Source organism: Aeromonas sp. S15(2024), from assembly GCF_041402265.1.
Classification (GTDB): domain Bacteria; phylum Pseudomonadota; class Gammaproteobacteria; order Enterobacterales; family Aeromonadaceae; genus Aeromonas; species Aeromonas dhakensis.
Genome location: NZ_JBGLQY010000003.1, coordinates 508,502 through 535,170, shown reverse-complemented (window position 1 = coordinate 535,170; position 26,669 = coordinate 508,502). Strand labels below are relative to the sequence as shown.

Below are 26,669 nucleotides of genomic sequence, written 5' to 3'. Positions count from 1 at the left end.
ATAAGCGTGTTGGAGCGCATTCAGATTATATTGGCAATGCGACAGGCGCCTTGTTAGAACAATGTGTGAAACAGTCGTCAACCAGCCTGAAACAGAGTTGACGGTTTCTCTCCAATATATGAAATTTGGCGGAAGAGGCAGGAATCGAACCTGCCAAAGCCTTCTCGGCTCTCATCGGTTTTGAAGACCGAGGAGGCCACCAGACCCCATCAGCTTCCGCAATAGCCACCATTTTGTGGCAATTTTTCGTGACTGGCAACGATTTTTTATGTTTAAAAATAGCGAGTTGGCTGATTTTATGAAAAATGTCTGCGCGTTGATGTATATCAATTTCATGGCAATTAGCCCGATGTTTTTAATTTAACATCGGGCGTTTTTATATGCCTTTACCTGGATAATTCAACGCTGCTGTTAACAAGCTGGCAAATAATCTGACTCCGCGTTGGTGATATTCCAATGGTCCAGTCTCTCTATTAACAAGCTGGTATCCTTGGCAGTATCAAGGTGCTGATAAAGATAATCTATCGCCTCACTCACCATCTCGGTCATCGGGAAGGAGAACGCCACGATGGCCGGTTGCACCCCGACAAAGATCACCTCGGGCACAAAGGTCTTGATCTCGTCGATCAGGAAATTGAGCGGCATGTTGTGGGTCGAGAAGATAAACATCTCGGCGATGGTCTCGGGGGGGATCACCTGCAGGGTTCCCGCCTTCTCGCCGATCTCGGCGGCATCCACCAGCACCACCCGCTCCGGTTGCAGCTCCCGCACCTTATGGACCACATTTTCCGGCGCGATACCGCCGTCGATATGAGTCCAGCCGGGCAGGGGGGCGGCCTGCAGTTTGTCAGCGAGATAGGGGCCGGCACCGTCGTCCCCCATCATGGCATTGCCCACGGTCAACACGAGATTGCAGCCCATCAGCGGCTCCTTACCATCAGGTACATATGGGGGTCGTTATAGAGGGCGGTGAGCTGATCCATAAAAATGTTGGTCCAGCCCAGCTCCTGCTCATCGAGCACATTGTCGGCTTTGCGCAGTCGGTCGAAGGCGCAGGCCAGCATATGGCAGTGCTCGCGATAGATGGTGATCTCGCCAAAGGTGAGAAACCCCTCCATCTTGCGGCGCGCTTCGCTCCCCTCTGGCAGCTTGGCCACCCAGTTGCGATAACCGGTCAGCGAGCAGACCAGGTCTGCTCGCAGGCAATCGACGATGCCGAGGTGGTGGCCGATGGCGAGGCTGTAGTACATCACCTCCCTGGCCTCTTCCGGCACGTCGAACTGCTCGTCGACGAACTTGCGCGAGAGGCGATAGAAGAAAACCTCGTCAGCCATGCAGCGCCTCTCCCTTGCCGGCTGCCCGGTTGAGGCAGGCGTTCGCCAGGTTGTTGACGATCTCCGCCAGGCGCGGGTCGTCGTGTTGATCGAGGTAGCTCTGGATGCGCAGATCCACATCCTGCTGGGTCGCCCCTTCGAGCAGGGCCATGAATTCGTCGGCGATGATCCGCCCCTGCCGGTAACCGGCCATGCGGCGCGCTTCGCGCTCGATCATCACCCGAATTTCGCTCGGGATGCCGGTGTGGCGCAGCTCGACCCGCTCACCCGGTTGCACCTCGTGGCTGGTGGCTTTGAGTTTCTGCTCAAGCAGACCGAGCGCCACCGCAAAGCCGTAGATGGTGGCTGCCGGCGTCGGTGGGCAGCCCGGGATATAGACGTCCACCGGCACGATTTTGTCGGTGCCGCCCCAGACGCAGTAGAGATCGTGGAAGATGCCGCCGTCACAGCCACAGGCGCCGTAGGCGATGCAGATCTTGGGATCGGGCGCCGCCTCGTAGGCGCGCAGGGCCGGTACCCGCATCGCCCGTGTCACCGCGCCGGTAAAGAGCAGGATGTCGGCGTGACGGGGGGAGGCGACCACCTTGATGCCGAAACGCTCGGCATCGAACAGCGGGGTGATGGTGGCGAAGATCTCGATCTCGCAGGCGTTGCAGCCGCCACAATCGACCCGGTAGACATAGGCCGAGCGGCGAATGTCTTTGAGCAGGGTTTTTTTGAGTTTGGTGATCTCGGGATCCTGTGCCAGCGGCACGGCGCGGGTATGGGCATGGCCGACAACCGGTTCTATGCCTTTGATCTTGCTCATCACATCCACTCCTTTTGTGCGGCCATCGGTGTGGCTATCGGTGTGATCAGGGCCGAGTCAGGCTGGCTCAGCATGCTCTGTTTTCGTTTGCAGTCGGGGCAGTGGTGCAGTCGCTCTGGCGGCGCCAGCGGCTTGGCATCGCGAGCGAGCGGTGTACCCGCCTGCTTGAGGGTGTCCTCCACCAGCGCCACCAGCTTGCTCGGGGCAAAGTAGGTGCCGCACAGGGTGCAGGGGGCCAGCGCGAAGCGGGCTTCCTCATAGAGATCCGCCTTGTTGGTTACCGCCAGTTCGAACTCGGGGGAGAGAGCGATGGCGCGGGTCGGGCAGACCTCTTCGCAGCGGCCGCAGAAGATGCAGCGCGCCATGGAGATCTCCCAGCGCCGTTCGCCGGTCTCCATGTCCACTTCCATCACCAGCGCGTTGGCCGGGCAGGCCTTGGTGCAGGCGGCGCAGGCGATGCACTGATCCGCCTGATATTTGGGTTTGCCGCGAAAATCCCGGTTCACCTCAATAGGGGCGAAGGGGTACTTGGCGGTTGGGGTGCCAGCCTTGAGGATGGTCTTGAACAGCTTGATCATGATGACCCCTTATTTCAGCGGAGAGTTTTTGCGATCGATGCCGTAGCGCTCGATCTCCTTGTAGGAGACCACGGTGGATTTGCCCTTCCTGGGGTCGACCAGGGTGACCCGGTCGGTACAGGAGTAGCAGGGATCCAGACTGCCGATGATGAGCGGTGCATCCGCCACGGTATTGCCGCGCAGCATGTAGCGCAGGGCGGGCCAGTTGGCGTAGGTGGCGGCGCGGCAGCGCCAGCGGAACAGCTTCTGGTTGTCCCCGGTCATGCTCCAGTGGACGTTCTCGCCGCGGGGCGCCTCGGTAAAGCCCAGCGCAAACTTGCCCGGCTGGTAGGTGAACCCTTCGGTGAGCAGTGGCCCTTCCGGCAGGTGCTCAAGACCAAACTCAATCATGTCGAGGGAGTCGTAGAGCTCGTGGATGCGCACCAGCACCCGGGATTGCACGTCGCAACCCGCCTTGGTCTGGATCTCCATCGGCAGCTCGCGGTAACCGGCAAAGTCGTGGACCCGACGCACGTCGCGCTTGAAGCCGCTTGCCCGCACCATTGGGCCGACGCAGCTGAAATCGCGGGCTATTTGCGGGTCGAGCTTGCCGATACCGATGAGGCGGGAGGAGATGTTGGCGGTATCCAGCAGCATGGCCACCAGGGGTTTGAGCTCATCACGGAGCTCCCGCACCAGCTGGGCACCCTTGATGCGATCTTCCTTGAAGATGTCGCGGCGTACCCCGCCAATCAGGTTGAGGCCGTAGGTCTTGCGCGCGCCGGTCAGCAGTTCGGCCAGGGTCATGGATTTCTCCCGCACCCGGAAGAACTGCATGAAGCCGGTGTCGAAACCGGTGAAGTGGCTCGACAGGCCGATGTTGAGGATATGGCTGTGCAGGCGCTCCACCTCCAGCAGCACGGCGCGGATCATCTTGGCCCGCTCGGGTACCACAATGCCCATGGCGTTCTCCACCGAGGTGGTGTAGGCGACGCTGTGGGTAAAGCCGCAGATGCCGCAGACCCGGTCGGTCAGAAACGCCACTTCGTTGTAGCCCATGCGGGTTTCCGCCAGCTTCTCCATGCCGCGATGGACATAGAAGAGGCGGTAGTCGGCATCGATGATGTCTTCGCCATCGACGAACAGGCGAAAGTGGCCCGGTTCATCCGAGGTGATGTGCAGCGGGCCGACCGGCACGATGCGGTTGGCATCACTGCCGAGTTCGTTGACGAAGGGGTAGGTCTCGGTGTCGGTGGTGGGCATCGGGCGCTGGCGGTAATCCATGGCGTCCTTGCGAAGGGGATGGATATCCTCCGGCCAGTCATCCGGCAGCACCAGACGGCGTTCATCCGGCAGACCGATGGCGCGCAGGCCGTACATGTCGCGGATCTCCCGCTCGCCCCACACCGCCGCCGGAATGGTCGGGGTGATGGAGGGGTACTCCTGGGTATCGGCATCCACCAGCACCCGGACTGTGATCCAGCACTTGGTGTCGCCCTCCATGGAGAAGACGTGGTAGACGGCGAAGTGGCCGTTGAGGCTGCGCTCGTCATTGGCAAAGGAGAGCGGAAGCCAGCCCCCCAGCTGATGGAAGATCAGGCTGGCCGTTTCGACCAGACTGGTGGGCTTGACGGTAATGGTGGCCTGATCGGCGGTTTGCCACTCCTCGTCGACGATGGCGTGGGGCAGTTGTGCTCGCACCTGCTGGATGTAGTCACAGCCGATGCGATCCGAAATGGCGATGGTCATGCAGTTCTCACTTTAATGTTCGGGAATGAGCATTCGAAAATGATGAAATCGGAAAAAGTTGCTGTGCTGGCGGGCATGGCTCAGACCCCGACCAGATAGGCGAGCAGCGCCAGCAGGGCCAGCCCCAACCCGTAGCGGGTGAGCTTGTGGGTGCGCACGAACTGGGTGCGGGCCATGGCGTTTTCGATGATGCCAGCCAGCAAAAAGGCCACCAGCAGCTTGCAGGCGAGGATCAGCGCCGCGCCGATGAGCGCCGGCAGACTCCAGTTGGCCGCCTTGCCGAAGGGCAGGAAAATCACCAGAAAGAGCTGCACCACTACCAGTTGCTTGAGGCCGATGGAGAGCTTGAGCAGGGCCAGTCCCGCACCGGAATACTCGGTGAGCGGCCCTTCCTGTAGCTCCTGCTCGGCTTCGGCGCAGTCAAAGGGCAGCTTGCCCATCTCGACAAACACCGCGAAGGCGCAGGCGGCGCCCGCCAACAGGGTGGCGATGGGCGCGGCCAGCGGCCGGGTCGCCACATAGCTGCTGATATTGCCCAGATCCGAGCTGCCCACCATCATCGCCATGATGAAGCAGGCGAGCACCAGAATGGGCTCCACCAGAATGCCGAGGGTCAGTTCGCGGCGGGCACCAATACCTGCAAACATGCTGCCGCTGTCGAGCCCCGAGAGCGAAAAGAAGAAGCGGAAGATGGCGAACAGATAGATGTCGGTGATGAGATCCCCGGCGATGGGGAAGGGGGACTCGTGAGTCAGGGTTGGCAGCGCCATCCCTACCAGCAAGAGGGCGGCGATCAGCAGCGCAGGCATCAGGTTGAAGAGGATGCCGGCAGGCTCGGGGGTCACCTCCTGACGGCGCAGGAGCTTGGCGATATCCCGGTAATCCTGCAGCAGGCCCGGCCCCTGACGGGAGTGCATCCTGGCTCGCAGCACCCGGTTGAAACCGGTGGCGAGCGGCGCCAGCGCCAGCATGGCGATGGCCTGGGTCAGGGCGAGGGCAACCATGCCCCAGCTCGGCATTTCAAGAACAGGCATATCAGACTCCTACAGCCATCAGGATAAAGAGCACCAGCACAATGCCATTTATTAAAGAGAGCAGCGGCCAGCCGGTGTTGCCGTTGGCATCGCTCACCCCGTGCAGGGCGCTGGCCAGATCGAGCTGCGGCTGCTTGCGATAGAGCGGCGCGCAGAGTTGGCGCAAGGTATGGGTGACACCGCCGGAGGTGAGGCTCATGCGCTCCTCATAGGCGTAACCACAGGCCCACGGCGTGCCGGCGTGACGACGACCGAGCTTGGGCCCCTTGAAGATGGCCAGTACCAGCAGCGGAATCAGGAACAGCCCCAGCAGGGTGATGGCGATAACGGGTGGTGAGAGGATCGCTTGTGAGCTATCGAGCGGCAGCAGGGTGGCGCCGCTGGCCACGTTCATTTGGCCGCTTACCAAGGCTTGGCCATAGCTGGCGATATGGGGGGCAATCCAGGGGGCGCCCAGACCCAGTACCAGACAGACGGCGGCCAGCAGCAGGGTGCCTGCCACCATGGCGCCCGGTACTTCGCGGGCGTGGCTCGCGTGTTCGCTGCGCGGTGCGCCGCAGAAGCAGATGCCATACACCTTGACGAAACACATCACCGCCATGGCGCCGGTCACCGCCAGCATCACTACCGCGAGCGGCGCAACGACAGAGGTGCCGAGTTTGGTCATGGAGAGCAAGGATTGATAGATAAACCACTCGCTGACAAAGCCGTTGAGCGGCGGCAGCGCCGAGATGGCCATGGCGCCGATGAGGAACGCCAGCGCAGTCCAGGGCATCAGCTTGGCAAGACCCCCCATCTTGTCCATGTCGCGGGTGTGCAGGCGGAACATCACAGAGCCGGTGCCCATAAAGAGCAGGCTCTTGAAGATGGCGTGGTTGAGCAGGTGATAAAGCGCGCCGAGCAGCCCCAGCACCACCAGTGCCGGTTGCTGGTTGGCGATGCCGATCATGCCGATGCCTATCCCCATCAGGATGATGCCGATGTTCTCCACCGTGTGGTAGGCGAGCAGCCGCTTGAGGTCGTGCTCGGCCAGCGCAAACAGTACCCCGAGCACTGCCGAGCAGGCACCGAAGATCAGCACCACATAGCCCCACCAGAGTTGGCTGGCGCCGAGAAAATCGATGCTGACCCGCAAGATGCCAAACAGACCCAGCTTCACCATCACACCTGACATCAGCGCCGAGATATGGGAGGGGGCGACGGGCTCGGCCACCGGCAGCCAGCCGTGCAGCGGCACGAAACCGGCGCGCAGGCCAAAGCCGCAGAAGCTGAGCAGGAACACCAGGGAGGCCAGGGGGCCCGCCAGATGGTGCTCGCGCAGCGCGGCGAACTCCAGCGAGCCGCTGTCGCGGCAGAGCAGCCAGAAGGCGATCAGCACCAGTGCCATGCCGATATGGTTCATCACCAGGTAAAGCCTGCTCTGCTTGGCGGCCTCCGGGTTGGTTTTGACCAGCCAGTAGGTGGTGAGGGTCACCAGCTCGTAGCAGAGCAAGAAACCGAGCGCGTTGTCGGCCAGCACCATGCCCACCATGGCAAAGAGGAAGAGGTTCATCAGCGCGCCGATGGTCACATCCCCCTTGCCCTGATATTCGCGGATATAGGCAAAGGAGTAGAGGGCGACGGCGACGCCGACCGTGCTGATCACCAGCAGCATCAGCGCGGAGAGCGTGTCTAGATAAAAAGAGCCGAGATGCACCGAGCCCAGCAGCCAGAGCTGGCCGTCGACGGGGGCGCCTTGGGCAAAGGTCTGGATGGCGGCGATGAGGCCCGCGAGCGAGCCCAGCAGGGCAAAACCGCTATTGAGACGGTTGGCCAGTGCGGGCAGTTTTTGCAGGAGCAAACCGGCAGCAGCGCCCAGCAAAAAGAGCAGGAGCGTGGCCATAACAAGGGGGGACAACATCAGCACGCTCCCTCTGTAGTGGATAAATCGGATGCAGGGAGCGCCGTGGCAGGCGCCGAGAAGGCGGAGGCCCCTTGCGGGTTGGTGTTGGCCGCTTGCTGGCGACGGATACGGGCGGCGCGTTCGGTGTCGCCGTCATTGACCAGCTTCAGCGCCTGGGAGGGGCAGGCACCGACACAGGCCGGGCCGTCGGCGCGAAACTCGCACAGGTCGCACTTGATAGCTATGCTGCGCACCCCCGGCTCCCAGCTCAGCAGATCCTCGCCAAAGCAGCGCAGGCCCGCGGAGGTGGAGGGGTTGCTGGAGCGGATGGAGCTGGGAATATAGGTGTCGTAACTGGTGGCCATGGCCACCGGACGGCTGCCGCCGCTCTGGATGGCGCCAAAGGGACAGGCCACGGCGCAGAGGTTGCAGCCGATGCAGAGCGACTCGTTGAGTTGCACGCAATCACCGGTCTGGCGAATAGCCTCGACCGGGCACACCTTGCTGCAGGGGGCATCGTCACAGTGACGGCACTGAACTGGCATGGTCGCCTGCTCGTGTCGCATAACGGTTAAACGGGGGGCTTGTTGCAAACCTTGCGCCTTGTGTACCTCGCTGCAGGCCGCCATACAGGTGCCACAGCCGATACAAAGCTTGGGGTCAGCGATAACGAAGCGGTTCATAGCCTACCTTGTCGTGTCGCGAACGGAGTGAATAGGGGCAGGTTGGCAAGATACGGGCCAGCTTGGTTTTGCCTGGCTGGATGTGTGTAAGTGTTTGTTTTTAAATGATGTTAAAAATAGCGTCGACGGGCGTCGAGGGCTTGTCCCACTGTCGAAGGGTGACGTTCGTCACTTGTGACGAAGGGTAGGAGAGGGTTCGTCACCCCCGCAAAACGGTATCGGCATGGCTGAATGCGGGGTCGTGACAAGGGGCGAAAGGGTTACGGGTCTGCGGTAGGGCATCGGGGGGAGCAGGGGGCCAAGAACGAAGTGAATTGCACCGATCCCCTACATATGGCTGCGGTGCACGGCGCTGCGCTTGTTGCACCCTACGGCGGCGAGTCTGTTCGCATAGAGCCCGTCTGTTTTGAAACCGTAGGTTCGATTAGCGAAGCGTAATCGGACGCACGAGAACGGAAACATATCGGCAGCATGCCGGGAGTAGGGTGCAAAGAACGAAGTGAATTGCACCGCTCTGCAAATATGTTCGCGGTGGTGTGCTCCCTTCTCCCCTTGCGGGAGAAGGGCCGGGGATGAGGGGCGGTAATTGTGGTTAACGGAAACAAGAGAGGGAGGCCAATACCTCCCTCTCTCTTTAGCGCAACTCACACCATCAGATATCCACCTGGGATCCCAGCTCGATAACCCGGTTGGGCGGGATCTCGAACTGATCCGGCGCGCGCAGGGCGTTGCGCTGCAGCAGCATAAAGAGCTTGCCGCGCAGGTAGAGATACCAGGGGCGCTCCTTCATGATCAGCGACTCGTGGGCCATGAAAAACGAGGTCTCCATCATCCGGCAGCTCAGCCCCTCGGCGTTGCAGCGGTGGAAGATCTCCTCCACGTTCGGGGTCTCGCGCCAGCCGTAGCTTGCCACCACCCGCCAAAAGGTGGGGGAGAGCTGCTCGATGCAGACCCGGCGCACGTTGTGAACGTAGGGCACCTCTTCCACCCGCAGGGTGAGCAGGATGATCCGCTCGTGCAGCACCTTGTTGTGCTTGAGGTTGTGCAGGAGCGCGTGGGGGATCACGTTGACCACCCGCGACATATAGACCGCAGTGCCGGCCACCCGGGTCGGCGGGGATTTTTCCAGCGAGGCGATCATCGGCTCCAGCGAGTTTCCGTGCTCGTTGAGGCGGCGAATAAGCTGAAAGCGCTCGCTCTTCCAGCTGGTCATCACGGTGAACATCACCGCCCCCAGAGTGAGCGGCAGCCAGCCGCCGGAGAAGATCTTGGCGAGGTTGGCGGCAAACAGCGGCACGTCGATGGCCAGCAGCGCGATAAACAGCGCGGCCACCAGGTACTTGTGCCAGTGCCAGCTGTGGCGGGCCACCGAGCAGGAGAGGATGGAGGTGAGCACCATGGTGCCGGTCACCGCGATGCCGTAGGCCGCCGCCAGATTGCTGGAGTGCTCGAAGCTCATGATGACGATCACCACCGAGATATAGAGCATCCAGTTGATGACCGGAATATAGATCTGGCCGGACTCCTGCTCTGAGGTGTGCACGATGCGAATGGGTGAGAGATAACCGAGCCGCACCGCCTGCCGGGTGAGCGAGAAGACACCGGAGATCACGGCCTGCGAGGCGATCACCGTCGCCAGGGTCGCCAAGAGCAGCAATGGCAGCAGCGCCCATTTCGGGGCGAGCAGGAAGAAGGGGTTGGCAATGGCCGCCGGATTGCTCAGCAGCAGCGCACCCTGGCCGAAGTAGTTGAGCACCAGGGAGGGCAACACCACCATAAACCAGGCGCGCCGGATCGGGCTCTTGCCAAAGTGGCCCATGTCGGCGTAGAGCGCCTCCACCCCGGTGATGGCCAGCACCACGGCGCCGAGGGCAAAGAAGGAGGCGCTCTGGTACCTGGCAAAGAAGCGCAGCGCCCAGACGGGGTTGAGCGCCCCCAGCACCTCGGGATGCTGGAAGATGCTGTTCAGACCCAGCACCGCCAAGGTGATGAACCAGGTGAGCATGATGGGGGCGAACAGCTTGCCCACGGTGGCGGTGCCGTGTTTCTGGATTGCGAACAGCAGGGTCAGCACCAGCACCGAGAGCGGCACTATATAAGGGTCGAGGGAGGGTGCGGCGATGTTCAAGCCCTCGATGGCCGACATCACCGACATGGCCGGGGTGATCACCACCTCGCCATAGAAGAAGCTGCCGCCAATCAGCCCCAGGATGATCAGCAAGGGGGTCCACTTGGCCGGGGTGTTGCGGGTGGCCAGCGACATCAGGGTGAGGATGCCCCCTTCGCCGGCGTTGTCGGCCCGCATCACGAAGGAGAGGTACTTGACCGAGACCACCAGGATCAGCAGCCAGAAGATTAGTGAAAGAAAGCCCAGGATGGAGGCGGGCTCCACCCCGAAACCGAACTGGCCGGAGAGGCACTCGCGCAGGGTATAGAGCGGGCTGGTGCCGATGTCGCCATAGACCACGCCGATCGCCGCCAGCGTAACGCCGGACAGGGCTTGTTTGTGATTACCGTTCATGAAGTTGTCTGTCAGTTTGATGGTGACGATTGGCCAGCACGGGTCGCCCCCGTCTATCGGGCGTGCGGCAGGTGCCGCAGGAACGCATTAATGGATTGCGATGGGAAAGGGAGCTAACTGGATATAAAGAGGCTCATCATGGGACACAGTCTGTTCATCTGCCGTTAAGGGTATAATGACACACCCGTCGTGGGTTTATGCTCAGGTATAAATAATCAAAAAGGGGTGGCTAACGAAATTATTAATTGGCCGCTGATTGAAATACCCCGTCCAGACCCTTGCAAGTGATTGTTTTAGCTGGCTATCCATTTTTGCCAGCGTTTTGCATCAAGCTGGCTAAGAAATAAAAGATAAAATGCTGGCCAATAAAGAGGGGCTCTGGCAGTAAAAGAGAGGGAGTAAGGCTGCGATGGAGTCTTTATTTATCAAGAGACAGCAAGTAGGGTGCAATGAACGAAGTGAATTGCACCACTAATTAAAAAATGCAAGAGGTGCAATGCGCTGCGCTTATTGCACCCTACGGCTACTACGATATTCATAATTTAATGTCTATTAGCATCACATAAATTTATATTTAAGAGATTTCATGAGTGAGTGTAAGCGAGGCTTAAATATTTAAAAAATATCCTGCGGTTTTCTAGAATATCTTCACGCCAGAGCTTTACCTCATTTAGGGACTTGCCATGCTCACCAATATATACTTCAGCATAAAAATTGGATACAGACTGGCCAAATGACCGCAATGTTTGTTGGCACTCGGATAGGCCAAGTAGTAGAAGCTTTGACTCCGCACTATTCAGATTTTTATATGAACCATACACGTTTGTTCGAGCATCACGTAACTCTTTTAGTTGTTCATCGCTGTGTTCAGCATTATTTTCTTGGCGACGAGTGAAATCTACTATTTTTGTCCAATAAATCATGGAATGATGTGAAAAATATTCTACCTGTTCAGCTACATGTTCAAGGTTCTCAAATCTTCTAATTTTTCTTTGCTTCTCATCATCATTTCTATGCTGAAGCTTAGTGATTCGCCAAGTTGTTATGCCACTAATTAGTGCGCCAAGTCCAATTTTGATGGTGGTATCTAAAATTTCTAAATAGGTAACTGCCATAAAATTCTGTTCTCCATAATTTTGAAGGTTGAGTTGTATCTGTGTCAGATATTATCTATCAGAATTTTATTCTTTGTATCTCGCTGTGGTAGTGGATACTTCAATCTGACGGTTCTAGTTTTAACTTCTCTAGGCCCTAAGTTCTTATCGTAGAAATACCAAATGTTGAATTTACGCTCGGATGGATTCGTATCTGCCTCAAGATCTATCCATCCAAGATAATCTGAAATTTCTCTTTGAATTAAAATTTTACCTTCAGAGGTGGCTTTCTTTTGCCATGCAGCCATGACAGCACCAAGTAGTAAATCACACAACTGTATTTGAACAGACGTTTTGGAGTCTTTAGTTACATAGCTATCTATGACATCGGAGAGTCTGGTTACTTGGTTTATCTGATTATTTACAATAATGTGGGAGGCTTCATCTGCTTTTTTATATCTTGATGCAATAGGATCTACAACTACGCGAAACTGGCACTCTCGATTAGGATGCGCTTTTAATACAGATTTAATTTTTGAGTTTAGTAATAAATTAAAGTGTTTGCGCCGTGCTAAATCGTAGTCACCTTGGTGATATTCTTTCTTTACATCTGACTTTTTAATAATTATACAATGAAAAGCAAGCCATTCTCTTTTAAAAAACAGTTCTATTAACTCTAGGTAAAAGCTTCTAAATTGTTTACTATGTGCCTTCTGCCATTTTATTTCATCATGGTAGTTGTGTTTTTCTCTTAAATCTGAAACTAACTTTGAAAAGTCACCTCGACGTTGCCATTTCATCCAAATACTACCAAAACCATAATATCTAGCACCATCAACACCAGATTCATCACATGCAATATTCCAAATTAATTTACCTGGGTTTTCCATTTCTACCTCATTGTGTTTTTGATCCTACATAGAGGGGGATTAGATTTTAAATGGGAGAACATTTATATCCTTTTTAAGGAAACAAATTATGTAGTTGGTGAATCTAGTACATAACTGGTAGCACATGTCATACATAGAAAAGTCGTCTTTAGTTCGGTCCCTAAGTTCCAGCTTCCAACCTGCTGTTTTAACCTGCTCAATCGGATCGCTTATCTGCATGGAAATGAGCTGGTTGCCAACTGAAGCATGCTATCCAATCGGGTAAGGGGTAAAAAGGGCGATCTGCGCGAAATCTGGCCAAGATCAACAAATCTGTTATTTATGGGCGCGTTTTTGTGCGCATTAGCTGAAAAAGCGCCGGGTGGTACCTCTTTATCAGCCAGTGTCGACCTCGTCACTTTTGTCATGTCGATCAGAAGGCTGGCCCCTTCGTCACCCTCGTCAGTTGCGACTAATACCGCCTTTATCATCAAGATTATCTCTTTATTTTCATATGCTTGTGATTTTATGACGGGCCATCTGCCGGTGTTGGTCTGATAAATGCTTCGTGGGGGCAGACCGCGTTGTCGCCTGCCAGGTGAGGGCGGTCGGGTGTAACGAACCATTTAGGATCCCTCTCTATGAACAGCTTCGTGATTGCAGATCCCAGTCTCTGTATTGGGTGTCGTACCTGTGAGGTGGCCTGCGCCGTTTCACACCAGTCAGGGTCCTGCAGCGGGACCCTTGAGCGGGAGGGCGGCCTGCATCTTGCCATCGAGGATGGACATCTGGTCTCCAAGGACAGCCATTTTCAGCCGCGCCTGAAGGTGATCGTGGGCAGCAAGGTGACTACACCGGTGCTCTGCCGCCAGTGTGAAGACAAGCCGTGCGCCATGGCCTGCCCCAACAACGCCATCGTCACCGAGGATGGCTGCGTCAAGGTGCTGCAGGCGCGCTGCATCGGCTGCAAGTCCTGCGTGGTGGCCTGTCCTTACGGCGCCATGGCGGTGGTGGTGAAAGAGGTGGCCCCCACGGCCGATTCGCTCTTCAAGCGGCCGCAGACCAAGGCGCAGGCGCTCAAGTGCGATCTCTGCCAGCACCGCGAGGCGGGCCCGGCCTGTGTCGAGGTGTGCCCGACCCAGGCGCTGCGGCTGGTCACGCCGGCGCATCTTGACACCCTGAACCGGCAGAAGCAGCTGGCCAGTGCCGAGGCCCTGCTGGCAATGCCGGCCCGGGTGTGAGCGGGCTTGCCGAGCCGTTTTTCGTTAACAAACAAGAGTGTGAGTCATGAAAAAAGTCATTACCGTGTGCCCCTATTGCGGCACCGGTTGCAAAATCAACCTGCTGGTTGAAAACGACAAGGTGGTGGGGGCCGAAGGCGCCAACGGCCGGACCAACGAGGGGCAGCTCTGCCTCAAGGGCTATTACGGTTGGGATTTCTTGAACGACACCAACCTGCTGACCCCCCGCCTCAAGAGCCCGATGATCCGCCGCGAGCGCGGTGGCAAGCTCGAAGCCGTCTCCTGGGACGAAGCCATCGAGTTTGCCAGCAGCCGCCTCTCTGCCATCAAGGCGAAATATGGCCCGGACGCCATCATGACCACCGGCTCTGCCCGTGGCCCCGGCAATGAAGCCAACTATGTGATGCAGAAATTTGCCCGTGCGGTGCTGGGGACGAACAACGTCGATCACTGCGCGAGGGTGTGACACGCACCCTCAGTCTCCGGTCTGGAGACAACTGTTGGCAACGGCGCCATGAGCAACGCCATTCCCGAAATTCAAGAGACCAAGTGCCTGCTGGTGTTTGGTTACAACGCTGCTGACTCTCACCCCATCGTCGCCCGCCATATCCTCAAGGCGAAGGCCAACGGGGCCAAGGTGATTGTGTGTGATCCCCGCATGGTGGAGACCGCCCGTATCGCCGATCAGTGGCTGCCGCTCAAAAACGGTTCCAACATGGCGCTGGTCAACGCCTTCGCCAACGTCTTGATCAATGAAAGGCTCTACAACAAGGAGTTCGTCGCCAACTACACCGAAGGGTTCGACACCTTCAAGGCCACTGTGGCCAAGTACACCCCGGAATACGTGGAGGGGATCACCGGCCTCAAGGCCGCCGATATCCGCGCCGCCATTCGCACCTATGCCGCATCGCCTGCTTCCATGATCCTGTGGGGCATGGGGGTGACCCAGTACGGTCAGGCGGTGGACGTGGTCAAGGGGCTTGCGGGGATTGCGCTGCTGACCGGCAACTTTGGTCGCCGTGGCACCGGCTGCGGGCCGGTACGCGGTCAGAACAACGTGCAGGGCACCTGCGACATGGGGATGCTGCCCCACCAGTTCCCCGGTTATCAGTCGGTGAGCGACCCTGCCATCAGCGCCAAGTTTGCCAAGGCGTGGGGCGTGGAGTCTCTGTCCCAGAAACCCGGCTATCGGCTGACCGAGCTTGGTCACAAGGTGGAGGAGGGCAAGTGCAAGGCCTTCTACATCTTCGGGGAAGATCCGGCCCAGACCGAGGCCGACCTCGGTCAGTTCCGCCGTACCCTGGCGGGGATGGAGCTGGTGATCGTGCAGGATATCTTCATGACCCAGACCGCCGAGATGGCCGACGTCATTCTGCCCGCCACCAGTTGGGGCGAGCACGAGGGGGTCTACAGCTCGGCGGATCGCGGCTTCCAGCGCTTCTACAAGGCGGTGACGCCGCCGGACAACGTGAAGCCCGACTGGGCCATCTTCTCGCTGATGGCGACCGCCATGGGGTATCCCATGGAGTACCACAACACCGAGCAGATCTGGGACGAACTGCGCGGACTCTGCCCGCTCTACGCCGGAGTCAGCTACGACAAGATGGCCGATCTCAAGAGCGTGCAGTGGCCCTGTCCGACCGAGGATCACCCGGGCACCAGCACCCTGTTCGAGGGGAATGTGTTCACCACCCCGAGCGGCAAGGGTCAGCTGATTGCTTCCGAGTGGCGGCCGCCGCTGGAGCAGCCCTGTGCCGAGTACCCGTTGGTGCTCTCCACCGTGCGCGAAGTGGGCCACTACTCCTGCCGCTCCATGACCGGCAACTGCTCGGCGCTGCAAACCCTGGCCGATGAGCCTGGCTATGTGCAGATCCACCCGAGCGATGCCAAGAAGCTGGGGGTGAAGGATCAGGCGCTGGTCTGGATCTCGTCTCGCCGTGGCAAGGTGATCACCCGGGCCAACTACAACGAGCGGGTCAACGCCGGGGTGGTCTACATGACCTACCAGTGGTGGATCGGGGCCTGCAACGAGCTCACCATCGAGCACGTGGACCCCGTCTCCTACACGCCGGAGTACAAGTACTGCGCAGTGAAAATTGAGCGTATCGAGGATCAGCCGGGGGCAGAAGTGTACGTCCAGACTGAATACAGCGCGCTCAAGGCGAAATTGCGCAGCGCCGCCAAAGGGTAATCGTCGTTAATAAAGTGGATCCAGGCTCTGTATACAGGGCCCGGATCCGCTCATCCTTTTTTCAGCTGGCAGGTGTCCATCATGAAAAATGAATTAAATATTTCGTTCGGGATCTTTTATGTCTCCGCTTATTTGCTGGTGATGTTGTTAGGGGTTGGGTGTTTTCTATGGCACGACGAATTGATATTTCTGCTGGGGTTTGCCTTCTTCGGCTGTTTTATCGCCGCGCGCATCGCCATGAGCGCCGTGCTGGCAGCATTGAGCGTGCAGGCGGCCTGGCTCATCGCCTTTCTCTCCACCACCCTGGTCAACTGCCTGCTGGCGGGCGTGCTGGGGCTCGGGGTCTACCTCACCCATCGGGTGGTGTCGGTGGAAATAGCTGACAATATCAGTGGGTTATTGCTGGGGCTTCAGCTCTTTTCGGCCGCCTTCATCTTCGGCGGACTGAAGCTGCACAACTACCGGCTGCTCTCCTCATGAGCCTGCGACAGCGGCAACAGGGGCAGAGGATGGGCCAGTTGGCGGCGATATGCGGCGAATGACGGCGATAGTGACGCCATATTTGGGCGCGGCGGGAAATATCCGCTGACGGAGCTGTAATATGTGCCAGGGCCGGCTTGGTTGTAATGGGGATGGGGCTAACTTATTATGCCAGCCATCCTGCGATAATCTGCGCGATGCTATTTCGCTGCATGTTAGTTTTTATAATTAAGCGTTAATTTTTTAAAAATTAATTATAACATCTGACTGCGATGGCTGATGCATTGTTTACCGTTGTTGCCGTGCTGCAATTGGCCGGCAAGGGTACCCATCTAGATGTAATGCGAGGCCTGAATGCTGAATGTGAGTGCCATTCCGTTGACCGACATCTCACCCATCTGGGATGACGGCTTTCTCTTCCTCTCCAAGAACCTGCTCTCCGCCGTCACCCTGGATGACTTCATCAAGAAGCTGAACCGGATCCAGCCCTGCTTTCGCCAGGTGGATCGGGTCAACCTCATCCTCAACCTGGGGACGGGGGAGGAGGCGGTCTTCTACTACCTGGGGGAGCAGGGGCCGGCTCACCTCATCTGCCGCAAGGCCGATCTCCATTTTTCCCGCGAGCAGGCCATCGTGCTGCCGGCAAGCCGCTTTCGCCACCGCTGCGAACAGCTGGCGAGCACTCCTGTCTATGACGGTTTGCACTCCTACTGCCAGCTGCCCATCACCACCGCCCGCAGCCACCTGGGCGGGGTGGAGTTCATCAGCCGCGAGGCCAATGCCTTCCCGATGGAGACCCTGGCCAAGCTGACCCAGCTGGCGGCCATCGTCGCCATTGCGCTGGAGAACGTGCTGGACAAGGAGCGCACCCTGGAGCAGGCCAACTCCCTGCGCCTTGAGCGCGACAGCTGCAAGATCCTGGTGGACGTGACCAACGCGGTGATCAAACTGGTGCGCATCGCCGAGCTGCCCCAGAGCCTGTTCACCATACTGCACCACCACTTTGGCATCAGCAGCCTGTGCCTGGCCGAGTACAACGCCACCTCCGACAGCTTCAAGAGCTACCTGGTCAATCAGCAGCAGCGTGAACAGCCCGGCATCATCAACCATTCGTGTTTTGAGAAGAACTGTCTGCAGGGGGCACTCGGTCACAGCGAGCCCTTTTTCCTCTATCGCGAGCAGGGCCACGGCTGTCAGTCGAGCTGCCGCTTCACCTCCCAGATCCTGCCCCCCGATGCCGACAGCTCCTGCATCCTGCCGCTGCGCTATCGGGGCAACCTGCTGGGGGTGTTGATCCTCTCCCACCCCGAGGCGGATTTCTTCGCCGACCTCGACATCTCGCTGCTCGAACAAGTGGCGGCGCGCACGGCGATTGCCATGAACAACGTGCAGGCGCAGCAGGAGATCTCCAACACCACCGGTGCCAGGGAGAAGACCCTTCGGGTCGACGGGCCCGCGCCGCAGGGGGACTTTGCCAACATCATCTACCAGAGCGCCGTGATGGAGAGGGTGCTGGAGAAGGTGAAGCTGGTGGCCCAGAGCGATTGCACGGTGCTCATTCTGGGGGAGACCGGCACCGGCAAGGAGTTGATCGCCCAGGCGATTCACGCCCTGAGTACCCGCCACGATCACGAGATGGTCAAGGTGAACTGCGCCGCCATTCCCACCGGCCTTATCGAGAGCGATCTGTTCGGCCACGAGAAGGGGGCTTTCACCGGGGCGCTGACCCAGCGCATCGGCCGCTTCGAGCGGGCCCACAAGGGCACTTTGTTCCTCGACGAGGTGGGGGACATGCCGCTCGATCTGCAGCCCAAACTGTTGCGGGTCTTGCAGGAGCACGAGCTGGAGCGGGTGGGCAACAGCAACCCCATTGCCATCGATGTGCGGCTGGTGGCGGCCACCAACTGCGATCTGCTCTCCATGGTCAAGAACAAGCGCTTTAGAAGCGACCTCTATTACCGGCTCAACGTCTTTCCCATCGAGCTGCCGCCCCTGCGCGAGCGACGCGAGGATATTCCGCTCTTGGTCAACTTCTTCATCAAGAAGATCGCCAAGCGGATGCGCCGCACCATCACCTCCATCCCGGCCGACGCCATGAAGATGCTGGTGTCGCTCCCCTGGTACGGCAACATCCGCGAGCTCGAAAACATCATCGAGCGGGCGGTGGTGATGACCCGCGGCCACGTGCTCAACCTCTCGCCGGACGAGCTGCTGCCCCTCAAGGGCTTTCACAAGATAGAGACCCTGGTCTATGACGAGCCGGCCCGGGAGCTGTTTCGCGAGCCGCTGCCCGCCTTGCCGCAGGGTGAAGAGGCTCAAGGGGAGGATGAGCGGGTCAGCATCATCCGGGCACTGAAGGCGTGTAACGGCATCGTTGCCGGCGAGCGGGGCGCGGCCCAGCGTCTCGGCATGAAGCGCACCACCTTGCTGTCGAAAATGAAACGGCTCGGGATCTCGGCCAAAGATCCCCGCACCCTCAATTAAGGGGCCCCCAGATGTTGCTTGAACTCGACCCCGACACCCCGCAGGCGCTCAGCGCCCATCGCGAGGTGGTCCATTACCATCAGCGCGGCGTCACCACCGACAGCGCCATGCAGCTGCCCTGCGAAACCCCGGTGGCGCTGGTCTACAACGGCATAGCCCACAGCGTGATGATGTGCTCGGCCGCCGATCTGGAGGATTTCGCCATCGGCTTCTCGCTCTCCGAGGGGATCATCGACAGCCTGCTCGATATCCACGACATCGAGCAGCAGCGCGCCTGCCGCGGCATCGAGCTGCACATCACCCTGGCCAATCGCTGCATTCATCGCCTGAAAGAGAAACGGCGCACCCTGGCCGGGCGCACCGGCTGCGGCATCTGCGGCAGCGAGAGCCTGGAGCAGGTGGTGCGCGCCCAGCCAAGGCTGCCCGACAGCCAACGCTTTGCGGTGGGTCATATCGACAAGGTGCTGGCGGCACTGCGCCCGCTCCAGCTGCTGGGGCAGAGCACGGGGGCGACCCATGCCGCCGTGCACGTGGACGGCGAGGGCAACATCCTCGCCATTCGCGAGGACGTGGGGCGCCATATCGCGCTGGACAAGCTGGTGGGGCACCTGCAGCGCAGTGGCCGGCGCGACGGCGCCATCCTGGTGACCAGCCGCGCCAGCTTCGAGATGGTGCAAAAGTGCGCCAGCGCCGGGGTGGAGATCCTGCTCGCCATCTCGGCCGCCACCGAGCTCGCGGTGGAGCGGGCCGAGCAGACCGGGCTTACCCTGGTGGGCTTTTGCCGCCCGGGGCGGGCCGAGATCTACAGCGGCCGCCAGCGCATCCTGCTGGCGAGCGCGGCGTCATCCCTCGTTTCGGCAGAGGGCTGAGGGCACAAGGCCATTGGCGCTCGGGGTTGGCTCGGGTATAGTCCTGCGCCAACAAGATAGGTTCGGTCGCGCTCCTTGTTTGTCAGGGCGCAGCGGCCGACACAGCGTCAAAGGATACCAAGCCCATGAAATTCAGCCCGCTGCTGGATGAGATGATGAAAGCCCTGCAGGTGCTGCCGGGTGTCGGCCCCAAGTCGGCCCAGCGCATGGCGTTTACCCTGCTCGAACGTGAGCGCAGCGGCGGCCTGCGGCTGGCCCAGCTGCTCTCTCGCGCCCTGACCGAGATTGGCCACTGCAGCCACTGCCGCACCTTCACCGAGAACGAGCGCTGCGAGATCTGCGCCAATCCCAAGCGCGAAGAGAACGGCCTGCTGTGCGTGGTGGAGAGCCCGGCGGACGTGGCCGCCATCGAGCAGACCGGCCAGTTCTCCGGCCGCTACTTCGTGCTGATGGGCCACCTCTCGCCGCTGGACGGCATTGGCCCCGAGGAGCTGGGGCTGGAGATCCTGGAGCGACGCTTGAAAGACGAGGCGATCAGCGAGCTGATCCTGGCCACCAACCCCACCATCGAAGGGGACGCCACCGCCTGGTACATCGCCGACATGGCCCGCGCCGCCGGCGTCAAGGTGAGCCGGATTGCCCACGGGGTGCCGGTGGGTGGCGAGCTGGAGCTGGTGGATGGCACCACGCTCTCCCACTCCCTGATGGGGCGCCAGCCCCTGAACTGAGTCAGCGTCAGCCCCTCAACTGAGTCAGCGTCAGTCCCTCAACTGAGTCAGCATCTGTTCTTCAACAGGCCCTGCGTCGCGACTCAGCCTGCGATACCAGAACCCGCCTCGGCGGGTTTTTTGTTTGCGCAGGATGGGGCCACGGCCTCGATTGGCGCAAAAATCGCCACTCGCACAGCTCGTTGCATTTGTCCCCTTGAAATGGCGATCGCCGGCCCCATCTTGGATCGTGAATATGTTCAACCCGAATAGCCTGAGGATAGTGTCGATGACCCAAAGCGTTCATGCCGAAACCCACGGGTTTCAGACTGAAGTCAAACAACTGCTGAGCCTGATGGCCCACAGCCTCTATTCCAACAAAGAAGTATTCCTGCGTGAGCTGATCTCCAACGCCTCCGATGCGGCGGACAAGCTGCGCTTCAAGGCGCTTTCCGATGCCTCTTTGTTCGAAAACGACGGCCAGTTGCGCGTTCGCCTGGTGGTTGATAAAGAAAAACGGACCCTGACCATCTCCGATAACGGGATCGGTATGACCCGGGATCAGGTGATTGAGCACCTGGGCACCATCGCCAAGTCCGGCACCGCCGAGTTCTTCAAGAACCTCTCCGGTGATCAGGGCCGCGACTCCCAGCTGATCGGTCAGTTCGGGGTGGGCTTCTACTCCGCCTTCATCGTCGCCGACAAGGTGACCGTGGTCTCCCGCGCCGCCGGTACCGAACCGGGCCAGGGCGTGCAGTGGGAATCGGAAGGGGAAGGCTCCTTCACCGTGGCTGACGTGACCAAAGAGGGTCGCGGTACCGATGTCATCCTGCACCTGCGTGCCGAAGAGGACGAGTTCCTCGACGACTGGCGTCTGCGCTCCGTGGTCAGCAAATATTCCGACCACATCAGCGTGCCGGTGGAGATGTTCAAAGAGGGCACCCCGGATCGGGAAGAAGACGGTGAAATCATCGTCGGCACCCCGGGCGAGTGGGAGCAGGTCAACCGCGCCACTGCGCTCTGGACCCGCAACCCGAAGGACATCAAGGACGAGGAGTATCAGGAGTTCTACAAGCACGTTGCCCACGACTTCGAAGATCCGCTCTTGTGGGGTCACAACCGGGTGGAAGGGGCGCAGGAGTACACCAGCCTGCTCTACGTGCCGGCCCGTGCACCGTTTGACCTCTACAACCGGGAGCAGAAGCATGGCCTCAAGCTCTACGTGCAGCGCGTCTTCATCATGGACGACGCCGAGCAGTTCATGCCGACCTACCTGCGCTTCGTCAAAGGGGTGCTGGACTCCAACGATCTGCCGCTCAACGTCAGCCGCGAGATCCTGCAAGACAACAAGGTGACCGTCTCCCTGCGCAAGGCCTGCTCCAAGCGCGTGCTGACCATGCTGGCCAAGCTGGCCAAGGACGATGCCGAGAAGTACGCCAAGTTCTGGAGCGAGTTCGGCAATGTGCTGAAAGAAGGTCCGGCCGAGGATTACGCCAACCGCGAAGAGATCGCTAAACTGCTGCGCTTTGCCAGCACTGTCGGCGAGGGCGAAGCCCAGACCGTGTCCCTTGAGGATTACGTTGGCCGCATGAAGGAAGGCCAGCAGAAGATTTACTACATCACCGCCGACTCCTACGCTGCCGCCAAGAACAGCCCGCACCTCGAGATCTTCCGCAAGAAGGGCGTCGAAGTGCTGCTGATGTGGGAGCGGGTCGACGAGTGGCTGATGAGCCACCTGACCGAGTTCGACGGCAAGCAGCTGGTCTCCGTCACCCGTGGCGAGCTGGATCTCGGCGATCTGGAAGACGAAGCCTCCAAACAGGCACAGGAAGAGGCCGAGAAGGCCAACGCCGGTCTGGTGGAGCGGGTCAAGCAGAGCCTGGGCGAGGCGGTGAAAGAGGTGCGCGTCACCCACCGTCTGACCGACTCGCCGTCCTGCATCGTCACCGATGCCCACGGCATGAGCACCCAGATGATCAAGCTGATGCGCGCCGCCGGTCAGCCGGTGCCGGAGCAGAAGTACATTCTGGAACTGAACCCCGACCACGCCCTGGTGAAGAAACTCGACACCATCCAGGACGAGGCACTGTTCGGCGAGTGGGTCACCCTCTTGCACGAACAGGCTCAGCTGGCCGAGCAGGGCGGGCTCAATGATCCGGCGAGCTTCGTCTCCCGTATCAACCGTCTGTTACTCCAGGCATGATGTTTGGGCCCACTGCGTGCAGTGGGCTCTTTCTTTTCTGGCGCCTGCCCCGTTTGGGGCGGGCGCCAGTTGCGTGCAGCGCTGCTGCATTTTCACTCATTTTTCGTAAACGGATCTGCGCCAATGGTCGTATTGCCGTGACGGGAAAATGGTGAAAAATAAGTCACTCACACGGGGCAAGCTTGTGGAAATGAGCGAAACCGTGTAGTTTTTTGCCTTCTCAAGAATTGAATAACCAATCAATAGGAGCGTGTATGCGCATTGTTCTGTTGGGGGCTCCGGGTGCCGGCAAGGGTACTCAGGCTCAGTTCATCATGGAAAAACACGGTATTCCGCAGATCTCCACCGGCGACATGCTGCGTGCCGCGATCAAGGCGGGCACCGAGCTGGGCCTCAAGGCCAAAGCCGTGATGGACGCAGGTCAGCTCGTCTCTGACGACATCATCATCGGCCTGGTCAAAGAGCGTATTGCCCAACCGGATTGCGCCAACGGCTTCCTGCTGGACGGTTTCCCGCGCACCATTCCCCAGGCGCAAGCCATGAAGGACGCCGGTGTTGCCGTGGATTTCGTACTGGAATTCGACGTGCCGGACGAAGAGATCGTCAAGCGCATGAGCGGTCGTCGCGTTCACTCCGGCTCCGGCCGTACCTACCACGTGGTGTTCAACCCGCCGAAAGTGGAAGGCAAGGACGACGTGACCGGTGAAGATCTGGTGATCCGTGCCGACGATGAAGAGACCACAGTGCGCAAGCGTCTGGATGTGTACCATCAGCAGACCGCACCGCTCATCGGCTTCTACGGCAAGGAAGCGGAAGCGGGCAACACCCGTTACGTCAAGATTGATGGCACCCAGCCGGTGGAACTGGTCAGCAAGCAGCTGGCGACCATCCTGGGCTAAGCCCGCCATTGCCATCGTCCCCCAGGGGCCAGCGGCAATGTGCTATTGAGACAAGGGCCCGACAGGGCCCTTTCTTGCATATAAGACATAACAACAGAAAGACAGGAAGCAAACGTGACCACGAAAACCGGGATCTTGCTGGTCAATCTGGGTACCCCAGCCGCGCCCACCACGGCCGCCGTCAAGGCGTTTCTCAGCCAGTTTCTGCACGATCAGCGGGTCGTCGACCTGCCGCGCTACCTCTGGTGCCCGCTGCTCCACTTCATCATCCTGCCGACCCGCTCCCCCAAGGTGGCCAAGCTCTATCAGCAGGTGTGGACCGAGCAGGGCTCGCCGCTGATGGTGATAAGCCAGCAGCAGCGCGCGGCGCTGGAGCAGGAGCTTAGGCGCGAAGGGGTCGAGGTGCCGGTGGAGCTGGCCATGACCTACGGCTCCCCTTCGCTGGAGGAGGGCTGGCAGGCGCTCAAGGCCAAGGGGGTCAACCGGGTGATCCTGTTGCCGCTCTATCCCCAGTATTCGGTCAGCACCACCGCCTCGGTGTTCGATGGCTGGAGCCGGGCGATGAAAAAAGAGCGCAACCTGCCGGTGGTGCGGCTCATTCGTGATTACCATGCTCACCCCGAATATATCCAGGCGCTGGCCATGAGCGTGCGCCGCCACTGGGAACAGCACGGCCAGGGCGAGCACCTGCTGATGTCGTTCCACGGCATTCCCGAGCGCTATGAGCGGGAAGGGGATCCCTATGGTCAGCAGTGCCGGCGCACCGCAGCCCTGCTGGCCGAGGCGCTCGGGCTGGAGGCCAGCCAGTGGACCGCCAGCTTCCAGTCCCGTTTTGGCAAAGAGGAGTGGCTCAAGCCCTACACCGACGTGACCATCGGCGGCCTGCCGGCAACCGGGATCAAGCGGCTCGATGTGATCTGCCCCGCCTTTGCCGCCGACTGCCTCGAGACCCTGGAGGAGATCCAGGTGCAGAACCGGGAGATCTTCATGGCCGCTGGTGGCGAGCAGTTTGAATACATTCCGGCCCTCAACAGCGATCAGGCCCACATCCGCATGATGGTGTCGCTGATCTGCCGCGAGCTGGCCTGATCGACACGCCGCCCGTGCCGTACCCCGGAGCGGGCCGTGTTTTGTTCGTTATCCAAGGAGAAGGAGTGTCATCATGATGCATATCACCCTGATTTACGCCGGCCTCTTGGGGCTGCTGTTTCTGCTGCTCTCCTTCTGGGTGGTCAAGCGCCGCGCCCAGTTCAAGGTGATGATTGGGGAAGGGGAGGCGCCGGAGATGCGCGCCGCCATCCGGGCCCATGGCAACTTCGCCGAGTACGTGCCGCTCACCCTGCTGCTGATGGCGCTGTGCGAGCTGGCGGGAGTCGGTGCCTTCTGGCTGCACCTTGGCGGCGTGCTGTTGCTGGTGGGGCGCATCCTGCACGCCATCGGCATCCAGATCCCCAAGGCGCCGAACATGCCGCGCCTCTTCGGCACCCTCTTCTTCTGGCTCTCGCTCGGGCTCTTCTCGGTGCTGGCACTGGCCAGCGGGCTCGCCGCCGGCTGAGTCTTCTCCGACCCCAAAACCACCTCCTCGCGAGGTGGTTTTTTTGATGGGTTTTGGTAAACGTTTTCCTCTGCAACCCTTGTCTATACTGACTTCATATTTTAATCAGGCGACTTTTCGGCGCGGCGGATTGTGTTAAAATCCCGCCCCTCTTTCCCCCAGAGCACAAGAACATTGCCATGAAATTTCCCGGTCAGCGCAAGTCCAAACACTACTTTCCAGTGGATCGTCGTGATCCCCTCATCTCCCAGAGTGCGGAGCTCTCGGAGCGGGGCAAGGCCTATGTGGTCGGGATTGACCAGACGCTGGTCGACATTGAAGCGCACGTTGACCTGGCGTTTCTCGAGCGTTACGGCCTGAGCCGCGGCCACTCCATGCTCATATCCGACGAGGTGGCGGAGCAGATATACGACGAGCTCAAGAGCAACAACATGGTGGTGAGCGAGTTTGCCGGTGGCACCATCGGCAACACCATGCACAACTACTCGGTACTGGCGGACTCCCACTCCATCCTGCTCGGCGTCATGAGCCAGGACATCCGCATTGGCAGCTACGCCTACCGCTATCTGTGCAACACCTCGTCGCGGGTCAACCTGGACTACCTGCAACCGGTAGACGGCCCGGTCGGCCGCTGCTTCACCTTCATCACCGAAGGGGGCGAACGCAGCTTTGGCATCAATGCCGGCAAGATGGACCATCTGGATGTGGCCCACATCCCTGAGGAGATCATCAAGGAGTCCTCCGCCCTGGTCATCACCGCCTACCTGGTGCGTGGTGAAGATGGCACTCCGATGAAGGAAGCGGCCATGGCTGCGGTGCGCTATGCCCGCGAGGCCGGCGTGCCTGTGGTGCTGACCCTGGGTACCCGCTTCGTCATCGAGTCCGATCCCCAGTGGTGGCGCGACTTCATCAGCGAGAACGTCACCGTGCTCGCCATGAACGAGGAGGAGGGCGAGGCTCTGACCGGTTTCTCCGATCCCCTGGCCGCCGCCGACAAGGCGCTGGACTGGGCCGACATGGTGCTCTGCACCGCAGGTCCGGTGGGGCTCTACATGGCTGCCTACACCGAAGATGACTTCAAGCGCGAAACCACGCTGCCGCTGCTGCCCGGCGTCATCCCCGAGTTCAACATGTACGAGTTCAGCCGCCCCATGACCCGCAGCGGCTGCCGCGTGCCCAAGCGCATCTACTCCCACATTTCCCCCTACATGGGCGGGCCGGAGAAGATCAAGAACACCAACGGGGCAGGGGACGGGGCGCTCTCCGCCGTGCTGCACGACATGGTGGCCAACGCCTATCACCGCAGTGCCGTGCCCAACTCCGCCAAGCACGTGGCCGAGTTCCTCACCTACTCCTCCCTCTCCCAGGTGTGCAAGTACGCCAACCGGGTGAGCTACGAGGTGCTGGCCCAGAGCAGCCCGCGCCTGTCGCGCGGTCTGCCGGAGAAGGAAGACAGCCTGGAAGAGGTGTACTGGGAGCGTTGATCCCGCCCTCTGCGCTGAAAACGCC

The 26,669-nt window shown here is 59.8% G+C and carries 22 protein-coding genes and 1 tRNA gene; 11 read left to right on the top strand and 12 right to left on the bottom strand.

Going from position 1 to position 26,669, the window contains the following annotated elements:
• Window positions 1-126 precede the first annotated feature (126 nt).
• From ACB033_RS09635 to ACB033_RS09580, 12 genes are all read right to left on the bottom strand, one after another.
• Window positions 127-218, bottom strand: a tRNA-Sec gene (locus ACB033_RS09635).
• A gap of 193 nt (window positions 219-411) precedes the next feature.
• Window positions 412-921 carry a hydrogenase maturation peptidase HycI gene (gene hycI / locus ACB033_RS09630; RefSeq protein ID WP_117403332.1) on the bottom strand — a complete coding sequence of 170 codons (510 nt, stop codon included), beginning with the start codon at window positions 919-921 and terminating at the stop codon, window positions 412-414.
• Window positions 921-1,334, bottom strand: coding sequence for a formate hydrogenlyase maturation HycH family protein (locus tag ACB033_RS09625; protein ID WP_117403334.1), 414 nt, complete (start codon window positions 1,332-1,334; stop codon window positions 921-923). The genes hycI and ACB033_RS09625 overlap by 1 nt, the downstream gene beginning before the upstream one ends.
• Entirely contained in the window at window positions 1,327-2,142 is an 816-nt protein-coding gene (locus ACB033_RS09620) for an NADH-quinone oxidoreductase subunit B family protein (protein WP_124249913.1), read from the bottom strand. Before ACB033_RS09620 ends, ACB033_RS09625 begins: the two co-directional genes overlap by 8 nt.
• Entirely contained in the window at window positions 2,142-2,720 is a 579-nt protein-coding gene (locus ACB033_RS09615; RefSeq protein ID WP_258117064.1) for a formate hydrogenlyase complex iron-sulfur subunit, read from the bottom strand. Before ACB033_RS09615 ends, ACB033_RS09620 begins: the two co-directional genes overlap by 1 nt.
• 9 nt (window positions 2,721-2,729) lie before the next feature.
• Window positions 2,730-4,448: an NADH-quinone oxidoreductase subunit C gene (locus ACB033_RS09610; protein WP_061477421.1), complete on the bottom strand. Its 1,719-nt coding sequence runs from the start codon at window positions 4,446-4,448 to the stop codon at window positions 2,730-2,732.
• Window positions 4,449-4,528: 80 nt separating this feature from the next.
• Window positions 4,529-5,482, bottom strand: a complete 954-nt coding sequence (locus ACB033_RS09605; protein ID WP_124249915.1) for a respiratory chain complex I subunit 1 family protein — start codon at window positions 5,480-5,482, stop codon at window positions 4,529-4,531.
• Between the two features lies 1 nt (window position 5,483).
• Window positions 5,484-7,382, bottom strand: a complete 1,899-nt coding sequence (gene hyfB / locus ACB033_RS09600; protein WP_371140487.1) for a hydrogenase 4 subunit B — start codon at window positions 7,380-7,382, stop codon at window positions 5,484-5,486.
• Window positions 7,382-8,047: a 4Fe-4S dicluster domain-containing protein gene (locus ACB033_RS09595; protein ID WP_371140486.1), complete on the bottom strand. Its 666-nt coding sequence runs from the start codon at window positions 8,045-8,047 to the stop codon at window positions 7,382-7,384. Before ACB033_RS09595 ends, hyfB begins: the two co-directional genes overlap by 1 nt.
• 652 nt (window positions 8,048-8,699) lie before the next feature.
• A complete protein-coding gene (gene kup, locus ACB033_RS09590; protein ID WP_371140485.1) occupies window positions 8,700-10,568 on the bottom strand; it encodes a low affinity potassium transporter Kup in 1,869 nt (622 codons plus the stop codon).
• Window positions 10,569-11,152: 584 nt separating this feature from the next.
• On the bottom strand, window positions 11,153-11,683 hold the full coding sequence (locus ACB033_RS09585) for a hypothetical protein (protein WP_155270288.1): 531 nt from the start codon (window positions 11,681-11,683) through the stop codon (window positions 11,153-11,155).
• 44 nt (window positions 11,684-11,727) lie between these two features.
• Window positions 11,728-12,552 (bottom strand): DUF3800 domain-containing protein, encoded by an 825-nt coding sequence (locus tag ACB033_RS09580; RefSeq protein ID WP_371140484.1) that lies wholly within the window; start codon window positions 12,550-12,552, stop codon window positions 11,728-11,730.
• A gap of 620 nt (window positions 12,553-13,172) precedes the next feature.
• Between ACB033_RS09580 and ACB033_RS09575 the strand changes: the two genes are divergently transcribed.
• From ACB033_RS09575 to ACB033_RS09525, 11 genes are all read left to right on the top strand, one after another.
• Entirely contained in the window at window positions 13,173-13,772 is a 600-nt protein-coding gene (locus ACB033_RS09575; protein WP_005301859.1) for a 4Fe-4S binding protein, read from the top strand.
• A gap of 46 nt (window positions 13,773-13,818) precedes the next feature.
• On the top strand, window positions 13,819-15,963 hold the full coding sequence (gene fdhF / locus ACB033_RS09570; protein WP_371140483.1) for a formate dehydrogenase subunit alpha: 2,145 nt from the start codon (window positions 13,819-13,821) through the stop codon (window positions 15,961-15,963).
• 81 nt (window positions 15,964-16,044) lie between these two features.
• Entirely contained in the window at window positions 16,045-16,443 is a 399-nt protein-coding gene (locus ACB033_RS09565; RefSeq protein WP_371140482.1) for a hypothetical protein, read from the top strand.
• A gap of 354 nt (window positions 16,444-16,797) precedes the next feature.
• Window positions 16,798-18,927, top strand: a complete 2,130-nt coding sequence (locus tag ACB033_RS09560) for a sigma 54-interacting transcriptional regulator (RefSeq protein WP_371140481.1) — start codon at window positions 16,798-16,800, stop codon at window positions 18,925-18,927.
• 11 nt (window positions 18,928-18,938) lie between these two features.
• On the top strand, window positions 18,939-19,796 hold the full coding sequence (fdhD, locus tag ACB033_RS09555) for a formate dehydrogenase accessory sulfurtransferase FdhD (RefSeq protein WP_139724737.1): 858 nt from the start codon (window positions 18,939-18,941) through the stop codon (window positions 19,794-19,796).
• A gap of 125 nt (window positions 19,797-19,921) precedes the next feature.
• Complete coding sequence (gene recR / locus ACB033_RS09550; RefSeq protein ID WP_010633741.1) at window positions 19,922-20,524, top strand: recombination mediator RecR; 603 nt, start codon at window positions 19,922-19,924, stop codon at window positions 20,522-20,524.
• Between the two features lie 268 nt (window positions 20,525-20,792).
• The gene (gene htpG, locus ACB033_RS09545; RefSeq protein ID WP_371140480.1) at window positions 20,793-22,706 is read left to right on the top strand and encodes a molecular chaperone HtpG; all 1,914 of its coding nucleotides are present in this window, start codon (window positions 20,793-20,795) and stop codon (window positions 22,704-22,706) included.
• A gap of 254 nt (window positions 22,707-22,960) precedes the next feature.
• Complete coding sequence (gene adk / locus ACB033_RS09540) at window positions 22,961-23,605, top strand: adenylate kinase (protein WP_005301834.1); 645 nt, start codon at window positions 22,961-22,963, stop codon at window positions 23,603-23,605.
• 114 nt (window positions 23,606-23,719) lie between these two features.
• Window positions 23,720-24,694, top strand: coding sequence for a ferrochelatase (gene hemH / locus ACB033_RS09535; protein WP_005301832.1), 975 nt, complete (start codon window positions 23,720-23,722; stop codon window positions 24,692-24,694).
• Window positions 24,695-24,767: 73 nt separating this feature from the next.
• Window positions 24,768-25,160, top strand: a complete 393-nt coding sequence (locus ACB033_RS09530; protein WP_005301828.1) for an MAPEG family protein — start codon at window positions 24,768-24,770, stop codon at window positions 25,158-25,160.
• A gap of 179 nt (window positions 25,161-25,339) precedes the next feature.
• A complete protein-coding gene (locus ACB033_RS09525; RefSeq protein ID WP_010633745.1) occupies window positions 25,340-26,644 on the top strand; it encodes an inosine/guanosine kinase in 1,305 nt (434 codons plus the stop codon).
• Window positions 26,645-26,669 lie beyond the last annotated feature (25 nt).

Excerpts from the sequence above, each read along its gene's own strand:
- ACB033_RS09615 (WP_258117064.1), bottom strand. The coding sequence starts at position 2,720 with ATGATCAAGCTGTTCAAGACCATCCTCAAGGCTGGCACCCCAACCGCC.
- htpG (WP_371140480.1), top strand. The coding sequence starts at position 20,793 with ATGACCCAAAGCGTTCATGCCGAAACCCACGGGTTTCAGACTGAAGTC.
- hyfB (WP_371140487.1), bottom strand. The coding sequence starts at position 7,382 with ATGTTGTCCCCCCTTGTTATGGCCACGCTCCTGCTCTTTTTGCTGGGC.
- ACB033_RS09620 (WP_124249913.1), bottom strand. The coding sequence starts at position 2,142 with ATGAGCAAGATCAAAGGCATAGAACCGGTTGTCGGCCATGCCCATACC.
- ACB033_RS09580 (WP_371140484.1), bottom strand. The coding sequence starts at position 12,552 with ATGGAAAACCCAGGTAAATTAATTTGGAATATTGCATGTGATGAATCT.
- recR (WP_010633741.1), top strand. The coding sequence starts at position 19,922 with ATGAAATTCAGCCCGCTGCTGGATGAGATGATGAAAGCCCTGCAGGTG.
- ACB033_RS09625 (WP_117403334.1), bottom strand. The coding sequence starts at position 1,334 with ATGGCTGACGAGGTTTTCTTCTATCGCCTCTCGCGCAAGTTCGTCGAC.
- ACB033_RS09560 (WP_371140481.1), top strand. The coding sequence starts at position 16,798 with ATGCTGAATGTGAGTGCCATTCCGTTGACCGACATCTCACCCATCTGG.
- ACB033_RS09605 (WP_124249915.1), bottom strand. The coding sequence starts at position 5,482 with ATGCCTGTTCTTGAAATGCCGAGCTGGGGCATGGTTGCCCTCGCCCTG.
- ACB033_RS09565 (WP_371140482.1), top strand. The coding sequence starts at position 16,045 with ATGAAAAATGAATTAAATATTTCGTTCGGGATCTTTTATGTCTCCGCT.
- fdhD (WP_139724737.1), top strand. The coding sequence starts at position 18,939 with ATGTTGCTTGAACTCGACCCCGACACCCCGCAGGCGCTCAGCGCCCAT.
- hycI (WP_117403332.1), bottom strand. The coding sequence starts at position 921 with ATGGGCTGCAATCTCGTGTTGACCGTGGGCAATGCCATGATGGGGGAC.
- ACB033_RS09575 (WP_005301859.1), top strand. The coding sequence starts at position 13,173 with ATGAACAGCTTCGTGATTGCAGATCCCAGTCTCTGTATTGGGTGTCGT.
- ACB033_RS09595 (WP_371140486.1), bottom strand. The coding sequence starts at position 8,047 with ATGAACCGCTTCGTTATCGCTGACCCCAAGCTTTGTATCGGCTGTGGC.
- kup (WP_371140485.1), bottom strand. The coding sequence starts at position 10,568 with ATGAACGGTAATCACAAACAAGCCCTGTCCGGCGTTACGCTGGCGGCG.
- ACB033_RS09585 (WP_155270288.1), bottom strand. The coding sequence starts at position 11,683 with ATGGCAGTTACCTATTTAGAAATTTTAGATACCACCATCAAAATTGGA.
- ACB033_RS09525 (WP_010633745.1), top strand. The coding sequence starts at position 25,340 with ATGAAATTTCCCGGTCAGCGCAAGTCCAAACACTACTTTCCAGTGGAT.
- ACB033_RS09610 (WP_061477421.1), bottom strand. The coding sequence starts at position 4,448 with ATGACCATCGCCATTTCGGATCGCATCGGCTGTGACTACATCCAGCAG.
- ACB033_RS09530 (WP_005301828.1), top strand. The coding sequence starts at position 24,768 with ATGATGCATATCACCCTGATTTACGCCGGCCTCTTGGGGCTGCTGTTT.
- adk (WP_005301834.1), top strand. The coding sequence starts at position 22,961 with ATGCGCATTGTTCTGTTGGGGGCTCCGGGTGCCGGCAAGGGTACTCAG.